The organism is Salmonella sp. SSDFZ69 (assembly GCF_004010755.1).
Taxonomy (GTDB): domain Bacteria; phylum Pseudomonadota; class Gammaproteobacteria; order Enterobacterales; family Enterobacteriaceae; genus Salmonella; species Salmonella enterica.
The window spans coordinates 3,068,871-3,085,436 of sequence record NZ_CP034831.1; the positions used below are offsets into that span (position 1 = coordinate 3,068,871).

Genomic DNA, 16,566 nt, shown 5'->3' on the forward strand with positions numbered 1-16,566 from the left:
AGAAACTAAACTTAGCTGCGACGGGCTTTTACCGCTGCCGACAACTGACGAAGCAGCGCATCGGTATCTTCCCAGCCAATACAGGCGTCAGTAATGCTTTTACCGTAGGTCAGCGGCTGACCGCTTTCCAGACTCTGGTTTCCTTCTACCAGATGACTCTCGACCATCACGCCAATAATCGCTTTTTCACCGCCCGCTATCTGCTGACAGACATCGGCGCAAACCTCCATCTGCTTTTGAAATTGCTTACAGGAGTTGGCATGGCTGAAATCGATCATGACCTGCGGCGTCAGTCCCGCTTTGGTGAGGCCTTCTTTCACCTCAGCAACATGCTGCGCGCTATAGTTTGGCGCTTTACCGCCGCGCAGAATGATATGGCAGTCGCCGTTGCCGCTGGTATTCACAATCGCCGAATGACCCCATTTAGTGACGGAGAGGAAGCAATGCGGCGCGCCAGCGGCGTTGATGGCGTCAATGGCGACTTTAATCGTGCCATCAGTACCATTTTTAAAACCGACCGGACAAGAGAGGCCAGACGCCAATTCGCGATGAACCTGGGATTCAGTAGTCCGCGCGCCAATGGCGCCCCAGCTCATCAGATCGGCCAGATATTGCGGCGTGATCATATCGAGGAATTCGCCGGCGGCAGGCAGGCCGCTGTCGTTAATATCCAGCAGCAGTTTGCGCGCAATACGCAGACCGTCGTTAATCTGGAAGCTGTTATCCATGTGCGGATCGTTAATCAGCCCTTTCCAGCCGACGGTGGTACGCGGTTTCTCAAAATAGACGCGCATGACAATTTCAAGCTCGCCTTGAAGCTCATCGCGTAGCGCCAGCAAACGGGCGGCATACTCTTTCGCCGCTGCCGGATCATGAATTGAACAAGGACCGATCACCACCAGCAGACGATCGTCATTGCCTTTGAGAATTTTATGGATGGCTTTGCGCGCGTGAGCAACGGTATTCGCTGCATTTTCCGTAGCGGGAAACTTTTCCAGCAGCGCGACCGGAGGTAATAACTCGTTGATTTCTTTAATGCGTAAATCGTCGTTCTGATAATTCATGTTTATTCCAGTGTTGCCGTACTTATCCCAATGAATGCAATCCCTCCAATCTATCTCTTCAATTAAATAGTGTAAACGGGCTTTTACACTTTGAACGGAATAATCCTGGAATTCAGGAAAAAAACGCACAAATGTAGCGAAAAATGGGATCTAACCTACACTTTTTAACTGTAACCACTCTGTTTATGAATTATTGCAAGATTCTCTGCTGCGTTAACCCGCGGCGGCTAACGTTTTTTATCCCTTATTTGAGGATTTGACTGACACGTGCACTGTTGGAAGAGGTTATCCGACATATCCACCATAACAGGAGCATCTTATGAAAATGACAAAACTGACTACGCTTTTACTCACCGCTACCCTCGGCCTTGCCAGCGGCGCAGCGTTAGCTGCTGAATCTAACGCGCAATCCAGTAATGGCCAGGCGAACTCGGCGGCAAATGCCGGTCAGGTTGCCCCGGACGCCCGCCAGAATGTAGCGCCGAATGATGTGAATAACAACGACATCAATACCAACGGCAATACTAACAGCACGATGCAGCATCCAGACGGTTCAACCATGAATCATGACGGAATGACCAAGGATGAAGAGCATAAAAATACCATGTGTAAAGACGGTCGCTGCCCGGATATTAATAAAAAAGTGGAAACCGGTAATGGCGTCAATAATGACGTGAATACCAAAACCGACGGTACCACACAGTAATGCAGAAAAAAGTCTGATAACGGGAGAGCTTTCGCTCTCCTTTTTATTTTGTCAGCGAAAAATCAGTATGATGTCTACAGTATTGATGAGAATAACAAAGGAATGACGTTATGGCGCACTCACACTCTCATGCCGATTCACACCTGCCGAAAGATAATAATGCTCGTCGCCTGCTTTTCGCCTTTATCGTCACTGCCGGATTTATGCTCCTTGAGGTGGTGGGCGGGATACTCTCCGGCTCTCTGGCGTTGTTGGCGGATGCGGGACATATGCTCACCGACGCGGCGGCCCTTCTCTTTGCGCTGCTGGCGGTTCAATTTTCCCGTCGTCCCCCGACTGTTCGCCACACTTTTGGCTGGCTAAGACTCACCACTCTGGCGGCCTTTGTGAATGCCATTGCGTTGGTGGTCATTACCCTTCTCATTGTCTGGGAAGCGATAGAGCGCTTTTACACGCCACGTCCGGTGGCGGGCAATCTGATGATGGTGATTGCGGTTGCGGGTCTGCTGGCGAACCTGTTTGCGTTCTGGATTCTCCATCGGGGAAGCGATGAAAAAAACCTGAACGTGCGCGCTGCCGCGCTACATGTGATGGGCGATTTGCTGGGTTCCGTCGGCGCAATAGTCGCCGCGTTGATCATTATCTGGACGGGCTGGACGCCAGCGGACCCGATTCTCTCTATTCTGGTTTCGGTACTGGTGCTACGCAGCGCCTGGCGTTTGTTAAAAGATAGCGTCAACGAATTGCTGGAAGGCGCGCCGGTTTCACTGGATATTAATGCCTTACAGCGCCATTTAAGCCGGGAAATCCCCGAAGTCCGCAACGTACACCATGTGCATGTCTGGATGGTCGGCGAAAAATCGGTCATGACGTTGCACGCTCAGGTCATTCCGCCACACGACCATGATGCGCTGCTGGAACGTATCCAGGATTTCCTGATGCACGAATACCATATTGCGCACGCTACGATTCAGATGGAGTATCAAGTGTGTCACGGCCCGGACTGTCATCTGAATCAGACGCCATCCGGGCATGTTCATCACCATTAACGGGAAAGCGCGCGCGATCCTCGCTCCCGCGCGCTGTTTATCCACAGGCGGCTACCGTTCACGGCGATAAATGTCAGGATCAGATATTCCAGCGACATCGCATAGACGCCCTGCAAAGCAAAAATCACCACACTGATCACGTTGATTACCACCCACAGGAGCCAGTTTTCGACATATTTGCGTGTCATCAGAATCATCGCCGCGATAGACAGCACCATCATGCAAGAGTCCCAGAACGGGAAAGCGTCCGGTTGCAGTACGGGCATTGTCACCTGTAACCCCAGCATCTGCATAATGGCGACGGCCACGCGCGTCAGGACGGCGAATACGGGATCGATATATCGCGTCATCAAACCGATAGCTATCACACATATCGCCAGCCATGCCATTGCTTTTGGCAACGGTAGCCAGCGGATTTTAAGCTCGGCTTGATTATCCTTTGTTTGCCGCGACCACGCATACCAGCCATAAATATTGGCGGCAAAGAAAAAGAGTTGCAGCAACAGGCTGGCATAAAGCTGGATCTGAAAGAAAATAATCGCAAACAGGGTGACGTTAACCAGTCCAAAAAAGTAGTTGCTGATCTTCTCCAGACTGGCAAGCCAAATACAGAGCAGGCCGGCGATGGTTCCTACCGCTTCGATCCACGAGAGATCGTACCCGCCAGCGCCAATCGGAATATGAATCAGTATGTTGTGCGTACTAAAAAAATCCATTCTCTCCCCCAAAGATTTCCGTCTTTACGCCCGAAGTGTAGCCGCAAAATCCAGCATCCGGTTGAGCGGCAGTAATGCGCCCTCGCGTAGCGCCGCATCAACTTGTATTTCATGCGCCGCGCCTCCCTGCTCCAGCCCTTCAGCAATGGCTTTCAGGCCATTCATCGCCATCCACGGACAGTGCGCGCAGCTACGGCAGGTCGCCCCCTCGCCAGCCGTGGGCGCTTCAAGCAGTTCTTTTTCAGGCACCGCCTGCTGCATTTTGTAGAAGATGCCGCGATCGGTCGCCACGATAAGCTGTCTGTGCGGCAGCGTTTCTGCCGCCTTAATAAGCTGACTGGTGGAGCCCACCGCATCGGCCATTTCGACAATGGACTGCGGCGATTCAGGGTGAACCAGAAGAGCGGCATCGGGATAGATTTTTTTTAAACGGGTCAACGCCTGGGTTTTAAACTCGTCATGCACGATACACGCCCCTTGCCAACACAGTACATCGGCCCCGGTCTGTTTTTGCACGTAATTCCCCAGGTGTCTGTCCGGCGCCCAGATAATTTTTTCCCCCAAACTATCCAGATGCTCAATCAGTTCTACGGCGATACTGGAGGTCACAACCCAGTCCGCACGCGCTTTAACAGCAGCAGAGGTGTTAGCATAGACCACTACGGTTCTGTCAGGGTGTGCATCACAAAAAGCGCTAAATTCGTCTATTGGGCAGCCTAAATCCAGCGAACATTCCGCCGCCAGGGTAGGCATAAGAATGGTCTTTTCCGGGCTGAGGATTTTGGCGGTTTCCCCCATAAACCGTACGCCCGCTACCAGCAGCGTGGATGCGGCGTGCTTCGCGCCGAAACGGGCCATTTCCAGTGAGTCGGAAATACAGCCGCCGGTTTCTTCTGCTAACTGTTGAATTTCCGGATCGGTGTAGTAGTGCGCCACCATGACGGCATTGTGCTCTTTGAGCAAGCGCTTGATTTTCTCACGATAAAATTGCTTTTCATCGTCGTTCAACGGCGTTGGTTTCGGCGGGAACGGGTAGATTGCGGCTTGTGGGTCAAACATTACGCTCATCGTGGCTTCTCGTTTTACTGACTTAACGAAACAACCGAATGAAAGCGTAATAAACGCCACAATCGGTTAATTTGTTTTATATGCTAAACAAGATAGCTGATTCAATAAGGAAAGTCACAATAATTACGTAGCCCCGTATCTGATGGCGGCGTAACGTCTTATCTGGCCTACGTGAGCGGTGCCGTCTGTAGGCCTGATAAGCGCAGCGCATCAGGCAAGACCCGAACCTGCGGCAGGTTCGAATCTTCCATATTGCAGATAGCAAAAAGGCGCCGCCAGCGCCCTCTTTTACACTGGTGGGTCGTGCAGGATGACTCGCTTCGCTCGCCCTTCGGGCCGTCGCCGTAAACGGCTCCGTTGTCTCACTGCGTTCGACCCGAACCTGCGGCAGGTTCGAATCTTCCATATCGCAGATAGTAAAAAAGCGCCTTTAGGGCGCTTTTTTACATTGGTGGGTCGTGCAGGATGACTCGGCTTCGCCTCGCCCTTCGGGCCGTTGCTGACGCAACGTTATCCTTCACGCTCAACATCTGAGTTTGATGTTAAATTGGTGGGTCGTGCAGGATTCGAACCTGCGACCAATTGATTAAAAGTCAACTGCTCTACCAACTGAGCTAACGACCCCTTGGATAAGGGTTACTGCTTCAATCATTCAGGATGGTGGGTCGTGCAGGATGACTCGGCTTCGCCTCGCCCTTCGGGCCGTTGCTAAAGCAACGTTATCCTTCACGTTCTCTACCAGTTACCACCTTGTATATTGGTGGGTCGTGCAGGATTCGAACCTGCGACCAATTGATTAAAAGTCAACTGCTCTACCAACTGAGCTAACGACCCATACGGGTGCTGCCTGAAAGATTTTACTCGGACCATCTAAAGATGGTGGGTCGTGCAGGATGACTCGGCTTCGCCTCGCCCTACGGGCCGTTGCTGACGCAACGTTATCCTTCACGTTCAACATCTGAGTTTGATGTTAAATTGGTGGGTCGTGCAGGATTCGAACCTGCGACCAATTGATTAAAAGTCAACTGCTCTACCAACTGAGCTAACGACCCAAGTGGTGGGTGATGACGGGATCGAACCGCCGACCCCCTCCTTGTAAGGGAGGTGCTCTCCCAGCTGAGCTAATCACCCGATACTACGCTGGATATTACTGACTAACCGAAGTTAGCGGTGGGTCGTGCAGGATGACTCGGCTTCGCCTCGCCCTACGGGCCGTTGCTGACGCAACGTTATCCTTCACGTTTTATTCTCGTTTCCACCGAACGATTGGTGGGTCGTGCAGGATTCGAACCTGCGACCAATTGATTAAAAGTCAACTGCTCTACCAACTGAGCTAACGACCCACTTTTGCGTTGCTTTCGAGTTGTTTAATATCCCGTGGCAACGGCGGCATATATTACTGATTTCAGATTTGAGCGCAACAAAAATTTCGACGCAGGGGGCTCAACTGCTTAGGAATCGCACGACGCGACCAGAAAAAAGGCGTTTTCTGGTCGCATGGTACGCATTACATCGCGTTAAGACGCTTCTGCGCCTGTTTCGCGCCATCAGTGCCAGGATATTTGTTAATCACCTGCTGATAAACCGCTTTCGCTTTTGCCGTATCACCTTTGTCCTGCATGATAACGCCAACTTTGTACATCGCGTCCGCAGCCTTCGGCGACTTAGGATAGTTTTTTACTACCGAGGCGAAATAATAGGCGGCATCATCTTTTTTACCCTTGTTGTAATTCAACTGGCCCAGCCAATAATTGGCGTTCGGCTGATAAGTAGAATCAGGGTATTTCTTGATGAAGTTCTGAAACGCCACAATCGCATCATCCTGGCGAGACTTATCCTGCACCAGCGCAATTGCCGCATTGTAATCGGTATTCGCATCGCCACTTTGTACCGGCGCCCCTGAGGTTGCCGTACCGGCATCCGGGGCGGGGGTCGCAGTGGTTGCCGTCCCGCTCTGGTCACCAGCTGCTGGCTGCGCTGCGCCGCCATTATTTAAGCTCCCCAGCTGCAGCATAATTTGCTTCTGGCGCTCCATCACCTGATTCAGTTGATACTGATTTTCCTGGATTTGGCCGCGCAAAGAATCGATATCGGACTGATTATCGGAGAGCTGCTGCTGAAGTTGGGTTAAAAGCTGACTGTGAGCGTTAGAGATACGCTCAAGTTGAGTGACGCGGTCTTCGACCGAGCCTGAGCCGACACTACTGATTGGCGCCTGAGCAAAAGCGGCCCAGGGGGCCGCTATGCCAACCAGTAACGACAGACTCAACAGGTGATGTCTGAAGTTACTGCTCATGCAATTCTCTTAGTAAACCAGTACAGCGCGACGGTTCTTAGCGTAAGCCGCTTCGTCGTGGCCCAGTACGGCAGGTTTCTCTTTACCGTAAGAAACGATGGAGATCTGGTCAGCGGAAACGCCTTTACCCTGCAGATACATCTTAACAGCGTTCGCACGACGCTCACCCAGGGAGATGTTGTACTCCGGAGTACCGCGTTCGTCCGCGTGACCTTCTACGGTGACTTTGTAAGACGGGTTGCTACGCAGGAAGTTAGCGTGCGCATCCAGCATTGCCGCGAAGTCAGAGCGGATATCGTACTTGTCGAGATCGAAGTAAACGATGTTGTTCTGCTGCAGCTGCTGCATCTGCAGACGCGCTTGCTCTTCAGATGACATGTTGCCGTTGCCGTTAGCGTCCATACCAGTGCCGGCGCCGTTCAGCATGCCGCCTTCGCTACCGTCATTGCTGGCGTTCTTGTTGGAAGAACATGCCGCGATTGCCATAACAGGCAGGGCAATCATCAGGCCCTTCAGCACTTTGTTCAGTTGCATTTCTTTAATTCCTTTAGTAATCAATTAATTATTATCACAGATACGGCGACCAGGCAGGCGATTTCACCTGACCATCAGTTGCCGGAAGACGCGCTTTGAAACGCCCATCTGTAGAAACCAAATTCAGCACAGATCCCATCCCCTGAGAAGAGCTGTAGATTACCATCGTGCCGTTAGGTGCCAGACTTGGCGTTTCATCCAGGAACGTTGACGACAGAACCTGTACGCCACCCGTCACCAGATCTTGTTTGGCAATGTGCTGCTGCCCGTTATTTGAGCTTACCATTACCATAAATTTACCGTCGCTGCTGACATCCGCATCCTGATTTTGCGAACCTTCCCAGGTAATACGCTGCGCCGCACCGCCGTTAATGTTCATTTTATACACTTGCGGACGTCCAGCCTGGTCAGAGGTAAAGGCCAGAGTCTGGCTGTCCGGGAACCAGGTCGGCTCCGTATTGTTGCTACGCCCGTCCGTTATCTGACGAATCTGGCCGGAGGCGAGATCCATGACGTACAGGTTCAGACTTCCGGTTTTCGATAACGCGAACGCCAGTTTCGTCCCATCCGGCGAGAAGGCCGGCGCGCCGTTGTGACGCGGGAAGGACGCAACCTGACGCACTGCGCCGTTTGCCAGCGTCTGGATAACCAGCGCGGAGCGACCGCTTTCAAATGTCACGTAAGCCAGTTTTGAGCCGTCCGGAGACCACGCCGGAGACATCAGCGGCTGCGGAGAACGGTGCACTACGAACTGATTGTAGCCATCGTAATCCGACACACGCAGTTCATACGGGAACTGACCGCCGTTAGTCTGTACCACATAGGCGATACGAGTACGGAACGCGCCCTTAATGCCCGTCAGTTTTTCAAAGACTTCGTCACTGGCGGTATGGCCTGCATAACGCAGCCACTGCTTGTTCACTTTATAAGAGTTTTGCGCCAGTACAGTCCCCGGCGCGCCGCCAGTGTCAACCAGCTGATAAGCAACATTGTAGGAACCGTCCGGATTCGGCGTTACCTGCCCAACGACGACGGCATCAATACCCAGCGCAGACCATGCGGTAGGCTGAACTTCCTGAGCGGTGGCTGGCTGCTGCGGCAGTCGGGACCGGTCTAACGGATTAAATTTACCGCTATTGCGTAAATCTGCCGCCACGATGCCGCCGATATCTTCAGGCGCAGCGCCCGGCCCGGCCCATTTAAAAGGCACAACGCCAATCGGTCGCGCCGAGTCCACCCCCTGGGTGATCTCGATACGGACTTCTGCGTGCAGCACTGCCGCCCACAGCATCAGAAAACCAAATGCTACTCGTAATGCCTGCTTCATCATATCTCCCATACCTGGGCCTGCGACCCACGATAATTTAGCAGAATGTTAACAAACTCAAATACACAAAACCACCAGGACCAGTAACAACTCAACCGCTCCAACTTCCATAAAGAAAAGTATCTACAGTTTAAAGTCTAGTTTGGCATCCTTTATTTTCTCATAAACAGCCTGGCTTGGCGGTTTAGGAATTTTCGCGGTTTTTGCCGCCATTAACGCCGCCTGACAAAGCGCCGGATCGCCGCCCTCAGACGTAATGCTTTTTAATGAGCCATCCGGCGCCAGGCTAATATGCAAGACACATTGTTTGCCCTGATACAGGCTCGCATCATACAGACGGCTCTGAATGGCGACCTGAATCTGTTTCGCGTAGGCGCTGATATCAGCGCCTGTCGCCCCACCGTTAGCGCCCGATGTACCGCTATCTTTCGATGGCTGACCATTCCCTTTCGCGCCACCGCCGGTTTTCGGCGCATTCTTACCCGAGCTGAGATCGCCAAGCAGATCATCGACGCCTTCTGCGGCGGCCGCTTTTTCGGCAGCCGCTTTCTTCTTAGCGTCCGCCGCTGCTTTCGCCGCCGCGGCATCCGCTTTCTTCTTCGCCTCCGCCGCCGCTTTCGCCGCCTCGGCATCCGCTTTCTTCTTCGCCTCCGCCGCTGCTTTCGCCGCTTCGGCTTCCGCTTTCTTCTTCGCCTCCGCCGCTGCTTTCGCCGCTTCGGCCTCTGCTTTCTTCTTCGCGTCCGCCGCTGCTTTCGCCGCTTCGGCTTCCGCTTTCTTCTTCGCGTCCGCTGCCGCTTTTACCGCCTCGGCCTCTGCTTTCTTCTTCGCGTCCGCCGCCGCTTTCGCCGCCTCGGCCTCCGCTTTCTTCTTCGCGTCCGCCGCCGCTTTCGCCGCTTCTTCGGCCTGTTGCTGCTGCTGTTGCGCCAGTTTTGCCGCTTCTTCAGCCTGCTTTTGCTGCTCCTGAGCCGCTAAACGTTCTTTCTCAAGTTGTTTCAACCGCTCCTGTTCGGCAGCCTGCTTCTGCTGCAGCTCCTCTGCTTGCTGCTGTTGCAGCTTTTTACGCTCTTCTTCCGCGCGTCTGGCGCTGGCCTGTTGATCCTGCTGACGGTTGTACTGCTGCACAACGGCGCCAGGATCGACCATCACCGCGTCGATAGCGGAACCGCCGCCGCCGCCGGCAGAAGCCTCTATATGCTCATCAAACGAACTCCAGATCAGCACTGCAAATAAGATGATATGCAGCACGGCTGAAATAATTATCGCCCGTTTGAGCTTGTCGTTTTGTTCGGTTGCCTTTGACACTCTCGGTTCCCAAAAAACTGTTCGCCTGTTACTCGCCGTCTTTCAAGCCAACGGGACGCAGACTTCAGATTGGCTGCGTCATTAAGCCAACCGATTTTACGCCCGCGCTGTGTAACAAGTTCAGCGCTTTAATTATTTCATCGTACGGCACCTCTTTCGCGCCGCCGATTAAAAAGACTGTTTTCGGATTAGCCTGCAGATGACGCTTTACTTCTGCGATCACCTGTTCAGACGGCAGTTGATCCATTCGATCTTTATCAACCACTACGCTGTATTGCCCTACTCCGGAAACCTCAATAATGACCGGTGGATCGTCGTTACTACTGACCGCCTGCGACTGATTCGCCTCCGGCAAGTCGACCTCCACGCTCTGGGTAATGATCGGCGCGGTTGCCATAAAGATCAGCAGCAGCACCAACAGTACGTCGAGCAGCGGTACAATATTGATTTCGGACTTAAGTTCGCGACGACCTCGTCCACGCGTTCTGGCCATGGCTTACCCCTTGTTGCTTTCGCTTACGGTAAACGCCTGGCGGTGCAGAATCGCGGTAAACTCTTCCATAAAGTTGTCGTAATTCAGTTCCAGCTTGTTCACGCGCTGATTCAGTCGGTTGTAAGCCATAACCGCAGGGATAGCGGCAAACAGACCAATCGCCGTGGCAATCAATGCTTCGGCAATACCCGGCGCAACCATTTGCAGAGTCGCCTGTTTCACCGCGCCCAGGGCGATAAACGCATGCATAATCCCCCATACGGTGCCAAACAGACCGATATAAGGACTGATAGAGCCTACCGTGCCAAGAAACGGGATATGCGTTTCCAGCGTTTCCAGCTCTCGGTTCATGGAGATGCGCATCGCACGCGACGCCCCCTCTACCACTGCCTCCGGCGCATGGCTGTTGGCGCGATGGAGCCGGACAAACTCTTTGAACCCGCTATAAAAGATTTGCTCCGAGCCCGACAGACTATCGCGTCTCCCCTGGCTTTCCTGGTACAGACGCGATAGTTCGATTCCGGACCAGAATTTATCTTCAAACGCTTCCGCCTCACGCGCAGCGGCGTTCAGGATACGCGTTCGCTGGATAATGATGGCCCAGGATGCTATTGAAAAACCAATCAAAATCAACATGATAAGTTTAACCAGAAGGCTTGCCTTCAGGAACAAATCAAGGATATTCATGTCAGTCACTGCTTAAACTCCGCGACAATAGACTTAGGAAGCGCACGAGGCTTCATTTTGAGTGGATCAACGCAAACAATCAGAACCTCTGCTTCATTTAGCAGCGTGTTCTCTGCGTTGACAATGCGTTGCGTGAAAACCAAAGCGGTGCCACGCATTGACGTAATTTCTGTTTGAACTTCAAGCATATCGTCGAGCCGCGCAGGCGCATAGTATTCCAGCGTCATCTTGCGCACCACAAAGGCGACCCGCTCCGCCAGCAGCACCTGTTGGCTGAAGTGATGGTGACGCAGCATCTCCGTGCGCGCTCTTTCATAAAAAGCGACATAGCTGGCGTGATAAACCACACCGCCGGCGTCCGTGTCTTCGTAATAAACTCGAATTGGCCATCGAAACATATACTTATTCATCCCTGCAGCCTCTTTGTTGGCGTCATCCGCTTGCCGCCGTAATGCCTCAAGAATGCCGTTGTATATCGCCTTGTATTCACTTTACATCCCGGTAATGCAACAAAAGTAGAGCTTTTAAACGTTGCTACTATACGCGTGGGAATGAGGCTTGGGAATGGGGGGAAGTTAAGGGAGAGTAAAAATATATGGGCTTATGCAAGCCCCTATATTTTTAAGGAGGTTTCTTATTCACAAGAAGAAGAAAATCAGGCCGACGATAAGGACGATATCCGCAAGGAGCGGGCAAAAAATCCCTTGCCAGTGTACGGATTCAGGGCGAAAACCCACACCGTGGATTATGCCTGCGCAAACCGCCCACATCAGCAATAATCCGTGCCAGATTTCAAGCGTGCTGGTCCTGGCGGCAAACCGTGACGGGTCCCAGAACATACATCCTGCCAGCACTATCGCCATCACGAAGGAAAGCGCCCTTAAGGGGCGCTTGTCCATTACCGCATAAATATACTTCATCCTCTAAGCTGCCTCTTTGTTGGCTGCGGCTGCTCACCCCAGTCACTTACTGATGTAAGCTCCTGGGGATTCGCAGCCTTGCCGCCGCGATGCAACTTAAATGATTTTGTATATTGCATAGCGACAATATGAATCATTAGCTTTCTTCTTGACCGGTTTTACCCGCTTCAACGTGCTCAAGCGCCAAGGCGGTAATGATCCCGAATGCACAGGCAAGAAGCGTTCCCAGAATCCATGCGAAATACCACATTTTAAGCTCCTTACTTAGTACAGAGAGTGGGTGTTGCTTTCAATATGTTCTTTAGTGATACGACCGAACATTTTCCAGTAACACCAGCTGGTGTAGATCAGAATGATCGGTACGAACACCGCCGCAACCCAGGTCATCAGGTTCAGCGTCATCTGGCTGGATGTCGCATCCCACATGGTCAGGCTGGCATTCATCATCGTGCTGGACGGCATCACAAATGGGAACATAGCGATACCCGCCGTCAGAATAATGCAGGCCAGGGTCAGCGAAGAGAACAGGAATGCCCACGCGCCTTTCTCCATACGGGAAGTCAGGATAGTCAGCAGCGGCAGAACCACGCCCAGAGCCGGAACCAACCACAGGATCGGAGCATTATTAAAGTTCACCAGCCAGGCGCCAGCTTCACGCGCCACTTCTTTAGTCAGCGGGTTAGAGGCGGCATGATGATCAATCGCGGATGTCACGACATAACCATCAATACCATACATTACCCAAACGCCCGCCAGCGCAAAGCACACTAATGTCACCAGCGCCGCAATCTGCGAGGTGGCGCGCGCGCGCAGGTGCAGTTCGCCAACGGTGCGCATTTGCAGGTAAGTCGCCCCCTGCGTGATGATCATCCCTACGCTTACGATACCCGCCAGCAGACCAAACGGGTTCAGCAACTGGAAGAAGTTACCGGTGTAGTACAGACGCAGATACTCATCTACATGGAACGGTACGCCCTGCAACAGGTTGCCAAAGGCCACGCCAATCACCAGCGGCGGCACAAAGCTACCGATGAACACGCCCCAGTCCCACATGTTGCGCCAGCGCGGGTCTTCAATCTTGGAACGGTAATCAAAACCGACCGGACGGAAGAACAAAGACGCCAGCACCAGGATCATCGCCACATAGAAACCGGAGAACGCCGCAGCGTAAACCATCGGCCAGGCAGCAAACAACGCGCCGCCCGCGGTGATCAACCACACCTGGTTACCGTCCCAGTGCGGGGCGATAGAGTTAATCATAATTCGACGTTCGGTGTCGTTACGACCGAGGAAACGGGTGAGCATCCCCACCCCCATGTCGAACCCATCGGTGACAGCGAAACCAATTAGCAAAATGCCAACCAGCAGCCACCAGATAAAACGTAGTACTTCATAATCGATCATTTGACGACTCCTGTCTTAGCGTGCCGGCTGAGAAGTCACGGTGGACTGCTCAAAGTGATAGCGACCGGTTTTCAGGCTGCTTGGGCCAAGGCGTGCAAATTTGAACATCAGGAACAATTCTGCCACCAGGAACAGGGTATACAGGCCGCAAATCAGGAACATGGAGAACAGCAGATCGCCCACGGTCAGCGATGAGTTCGCCACGGCTGTCGGCAACACTTCGCCGATCGCCCACGGCTGACGACCATACTCGGCGACGAACCAACCTGCTTCAACCGCAATCCACGGCAGTGGAATACCGTACAGCGCCGCGCGCAACAGCCATTTTTTCTCACCGATGCGGTTACGAATCACGCTCCAGAAGGAGAGTGCGATAATCGCCAGCAGCAGGAAGCCGCACGCCACCATAATACGGAAAGCGAAGTACAGCGGCGCAACGCGAGGAATGGAATCTTTCGTCGCTTGCTGGATCTGCGCTTCGGTCGCGTCAGTCACATTAGGCGTATAGCGTTTCAGCAGCAGGCCGTAACCGAGATCTTTCTTCATGCTGTTAAACTGGTCGCGAACGGCCTGGTCGGTAGAACCGGCGCGCAGCTGCTCCAGCAGTTCATAGGCTTTCATCCCGTTACGGATACGCTCTTCATGCTGAACCATGAGATCTTTCAGGCCAATAACCGGCGTGTCCACGGAACGCGTAGCGATAATGCCGAGCGCATAAGGGATCTGAATCGCCAGATGGTTTTCCTGTTTGTCCTGGTCAGGAATGCCGAACAGGGTAAAGGAGGCCGGAGCAGGTTGCGTTTCCCATTCTGCTTCAATCGCAGCGAGCTTGGTTTTCTGCACGTCGCCCATTTCGTAACCGGATTCGTCACCGAGTACGATAACGGACAGTACGGCAGCCATACCGAAGCTGGCAGCAATAGCAAAGGAGCGTTTAGCAAAGGCGAAGTCACGACCTTTCAGCATGTAGTAAGCGCTGATACCGAGGATGAACATCGCGCCGGTGACATAGCCGGACGCCACAGTGTGAACAAATTTCACCTGTGCTACCGGGTTCAGCACCAGTTCAGAGAAGCTCACCATTTCCATACGCATGGTTTCGAAATTGAAATCCGCAGCGATTGGGTTTTGCATCCAGCCGTTCGCTACCAGAATCCACAACGCGGAGAGGTTGGACCCCAGAGCCACCAGCCAGGTGACGCACATATGCTGAACTTTACTCAGACGATCCCAGCCGAAGAAGAACAGACCTACAAAGGTGGATTCGAGGAAGAAGGCCATCAAACCTTCGATGGCCAGCGGCGCACCGAAGATGTCCCCAACATAGTGGGAGTAGTACGACCAGTTTGTCCCGAACTGGAACTCCATGGTCAAACCGGTAGCCACACCCAGAGCAAAGTTGATACCAAACAACTTGCCCCAGAACTTGGTCATATCTTTATAAATCTGTTTGCCGGAAAGGACGTATACCGTTTCCATAATGGCCAGCAGGAACGCCATACCGAGCGTTAGCGGCACAAACAGGAAGTGGTACATCGCGGTCAAGGCAAACTGTAAGCGCGACAGTTCGACTATATCTAACATCATGACTCCTTGCTCATCGCATGAAGACTCCGAGAGTGAACCCCGTTAGAAAGGGTCACACGCATGCCCCAATACAAATTTATTTGCGGCCTTCCATCGTACTATCCCCTCGGGAAGGAAACAGTAATGATGAAAAGTTACAAACATGTTAATAAAAAACCCAAATTGATCCCGCAAATATATTACGCCGTAAAACCCTTACAATAAACAGGTTTTTAGTGGGTCAGATTTGCTTTTTTCGACAGCGATCAATTTATGGCTAATCTATCGCTTTTCAGGGAATTTGATCACGGACAATTTAACCAGTTTTGATGCTCTTTTCCAACATTTAAATATTGATTAAAATCAATTTTTGAAGTTAATGTTAATAATGTTTATTCATTGAATGCATGGTGAATTTTTTGTTAACTTTTTGTTTTTGCAAAGAGTAATTTCAAACCCCCTGTAAAAAGAGGCTTATTCGATAAGGCTAAACATTTTGTGCGTTTTTTACTGCCCCGCATCCCGTAAAAAACATTCCACATTGATGTTCAATTATTGCTAAATAGCTCACAGATTTTTTCTGTAGGTTATCAACGCTTATTATTTTATACATTTAGTCTATTTTTATTTTACTTATAATTAACACCGCAAAGAAACTATCTCATTGCACACGCGCCATCATCCCACCGGGATTACCCTGTCCCAACTTCCCTTTCCCGACGACTAATGGCCAGGATCATCTTGCCAGGTTATCGTCTTAATTATCGCTAATAAGCTTTCCAGATAGCCAGAAACAAACATTTTATTCGCTACTTTTTCTTTATTTCAATAACACCGTATTTGCCTCTCTATAATTATTATAGTGAAGATTCTGTTATCACCTTCACAGATTTACCCTCAATTTCTACGTCACTCATAGTGATAATTCTGTTTATTCGCAGCCATAAATACCCTTTAGACATGATTAATCACGAACGAATAGTGTCAATAAGTTCTTAATAATTTTTAAAGTTAACCTCTTTTAACCAGAAAAAGTTCATATGATTTATTAAACGATATCTTTAATACTTCAGGGAAATAATGCTGGTACTCTTATGATTAAAATAGCTGTTTTATTCTGCCATTAAACAAGCAGTCTGTGTAAGCGCGATACATCTGAGGAGACATGTAGTTCGCGCTCAGGCAAACATGCGCGGCCACAGAGTCAAGCGTCAATTTACTATAGAGGTTAGCGTCAACATAGTGTAATGCTGCGATGCGTTTTTTTCATGGCGGAAAGCGCATAATCCGTCTCCAGTGAGGTCGGCAGGTCTTTCACTAAGACAGCATCTGTATTTGCTGCAAAAGAGTTAACCAGCAAACTGAGTAAATTTACTGCCGCTGCCAGACGGTTATTATCAATTATTTTTAGACTCCACCATGTTTTTTTAATGA

General features: G+C 51.5%; 16 protein-coding genes, 5 tRNA genes and 1 other RNA gene. 2 read left to right on the forward strand and 20 right to left on the reverse strand.

The window, feature by feature from the left end; translation table 11 throughout:
* Window positions 1-11: 11 nt before the first annotated feature.
* Window positions 12-1,064 (reverse strand): 3-deoxy-7-phosphoheptulonate synthase AroG, encoded by a 1,053-nt coding sequence (gene aroG, locus EOS98_RS15375; RefSeq protein WP_126524185.1) that lies wholly within the window; start codon window positions 1,062-1,064, stop codon window positions 12-14.
* A 319-nt stretch (window positions 1,065-1,383) separates the two neighbouring features.
* Between aroG and EOS98_RS15380 the strand changes: the two genes are divergently transcribed.
* Entirely contained in the window at window positions 1,384-1,770 is a 387-nt protein-coding gene (locus EOS98_RS15380; RefSeq protein WP_000784380.1) for a YbgS-like family protein, read from the forward strand.
* Window positions 1,771-1,880: 110 nt separating this feature from the next.
* On the forward strand, window positions 1,881-2,819 hold the full coding sequence (zitB, locus tag EOS98_RS15385; protein WP_076726295.1) for a CDF family zinc transporter ZitB: 939 nt from the start codon (window positions 1,881-1,883) through the stop codon (window positions 2,817-2,819).
* Here the strand turns inward: zitB and pnuC are convergent.
* The 19 genes from pnuC to cydA all read right to left on the reverse strand — a co-directional run bounded on the left by pnuC (window position 2,816) and on the right by cydA (window position 15,150).
* Complete coding sequence (pnuC, locus tag EOS98_RS15390) at window positions 2,816-3,535, reverse strand: nicotinamide riboside transporter PnuC (protein ID WP_000345367.1); 720 nt, start codon at window positions 3,533-3,535, stop codon at window positions 2,816-2,818. The two genes, zitB and pnuC, sit on opposite strands and share 4 nt — an antisense overlap.
* Before the next feature lie 24 nt (window positions 3,536-3,559).
* Window positions 3,560-4,603, reverse strand: coding sequence for a quinolinate synthase NadA (nadA, locus tag EOS98_RS15395; protein WP_126524186.1), 1,044 nt, complete (start codon window positions 4,601-4,603; stop codon window positions 3,560-3,562).
* 294 nt (window positions 4,604-4,897) lie between these two features.
* Window positions 4,898-5,023, reverse strand: a non-coding RNA gene (locus EOS98_RS15400) — RtT sRNA.
* A gap of 128 nt (window positions 5,024-5,151) precedes the next feature.
* Window positions 5,152-5,227: transfer RNA gene (locus EOS98_RS15405), tRNA-Lys, on the reverse strand.
* 134 nt (window positions 5,228-5,361) lie between these two features.
* Window positions 5,362-5,437: transfer RNA gene (locus EOS98_RS15410), tRNA-Lys, on the reverse strand.
* A 142-nt stretch (window positions 5,438-5,579) separates the two neighbouring features.
* A tRNA-Lys gene (locus EOS98_RS15415) sits at window positions 5,580-5,655 on the reverse strand.
* A 3-nt stretch (window positions 5,656-5,658) separates the two neighbouring features.
* Window positions 5,659-5,734: transfer RNA gene (locus EOS98_RS15420), tRNA-Val, on the reverse strand.
* Window positions 5,735-5,870: 136 nt separating this feature from the next.
* A tRNA-Lys gene (locus EOS98_RS15425) sits at window positions 5,871-5,946 on the reverse strand.
* A gap of 164 nt (window positions 5,947-6,110) precedes the next feature.
* Window positions 6,111-6,899, reverse strand: coding sequence for a cell division protein CpoB (gene cpoB, locus EOS98_RS15430; RefSeq protein WP_000097553.1), 789 nt, complete (start codon window positions 6,897-6,899; stop codon window positions 6,111-6,113).
* Between the two features lie 9 nt (window positions 6,900-6,908).
* Complete coding sequence (gene pal / locus EOS98_RS15435; RefSeq protein WP_001176621.1) at window positions 6,909-7,433, reverse strand: peptidoglycan-associated lipoprotein Pal; 525 nt, start codon at window positions 7,431-7,433, stop codon at window positions 6,909-6,911.
* A gap of 34 nt (window positions 7,434-7,467) precedes the next feature.
* Entirely contained in the window at window positions 7,468-8,760 is a 1,293-nt protein-coding gene (tolB, locus tag EOS98_RS15440) for a Tol-Pal system beta propeller repeat protein TolB (protein ID WP_001562341.1), read from the reverse strand.
* Between the two features lie 123 nt (window positions 8,761-8,883).
* Window positions 8,884-10,062 (reverse strand): cell envelope integrity protein TolA, encoded by a 1,179-nt coding sequence (gene tolA, locus EOS98_RS15445; RefSeq protein WP_000030589.1) that lies wholly within the window; start codon window positions 10,060-10,062, stop codon window positions 8,884-8,886.
* A 64-nt stretch (window positions 10,063-10,126) separates the two neighbouring features.
* Window positions 10,127-10,555, reverse strand: a complete 429-nt coding sequence (tolR, locus tag EOS98_RS15450; protein ID WP_000124676.1) for a colicin uptake protein TolR — start codon at window positions 10,553-10,555, stop codon at window positions 10,127-10,129.
* 3 nt (window positions 10,556-10,558) lie between these two features.
* Window positions 10,559-11,251: a Tol-Pal system protein TolQ gene (gene tolQ, locus EOS98_RS15455; protein WP_000131318.1), complete on the reverse strand. Its 693-nt coding sequence runs from the start codon at window positions 11,249-11,251 to the stop codon at window positions 10,559-10,561.
* Window positions 11,248-11,652, reverse strand: coding sequence for a tol-pal system-associated acyl-CoA thioesterase (gene ybgC, locus EOS98_RS15460; RefSeq protein ID WP_001046240.1), 405 nt, complete (start codon window positions 11,650-11,652; stop codon window positions 11,248-11,250). Before ybgC ends, tolQ begins: the two co-directional genes overlap by 4 nt.
* Window positions 11,653-11,880: 228 nt before the next feature.
* Window positions 11,881-12,162, reverse strand: a complete 282-nt coding sequence (gene ybgE / locus EOS98_RS15465) for a cyd operon protein YbgE (protein WP_000875305.1) — start codon at window positions 12,160-12,162, stop codon at window positions 11,881-11,883.
* 136 nt (window positions 12,163-12,298) lie between these two features.
* Window positions 12,299-12,412, reverse strand: a complete 114-nt coding sequence (gene cydX, locus EOS98_RS15470; RefSeq protein ID WP_000270278.1) for a cytochrome bd-I oxidase subunit CydX — start codon at window positions 12,410-12,412, stop codon at window positions 12,299-12,301.
* A gap of 14 nt (window positions 12,413-12,426) precedes the next feature.
* Entirely contained in the window at window positions 12,427-13,566 is a 1,140-nt protein-coding gene (gene cydB / locus EOS98_RS15475; protein ID WP_000568258.1) for a cytochrome d ubiquinol oxidase subunit II, read from the reverse strand.
* A gap of 15 nt (window positions 13,567-13,581) precedes the next feature.
* Entirely contained in the window at window positions 13,582-15,150 is a 1,569-nt protein-coding gene (gene cydA, locus EOS98_RS15480) for a cytochrome ubiquinol oxidase subunit I (RefSeq protein WP_000884369.1), read from the reverse strand.
* Window positions 15,151-16,566 lie beyond the last annotated feature (1,416 nt).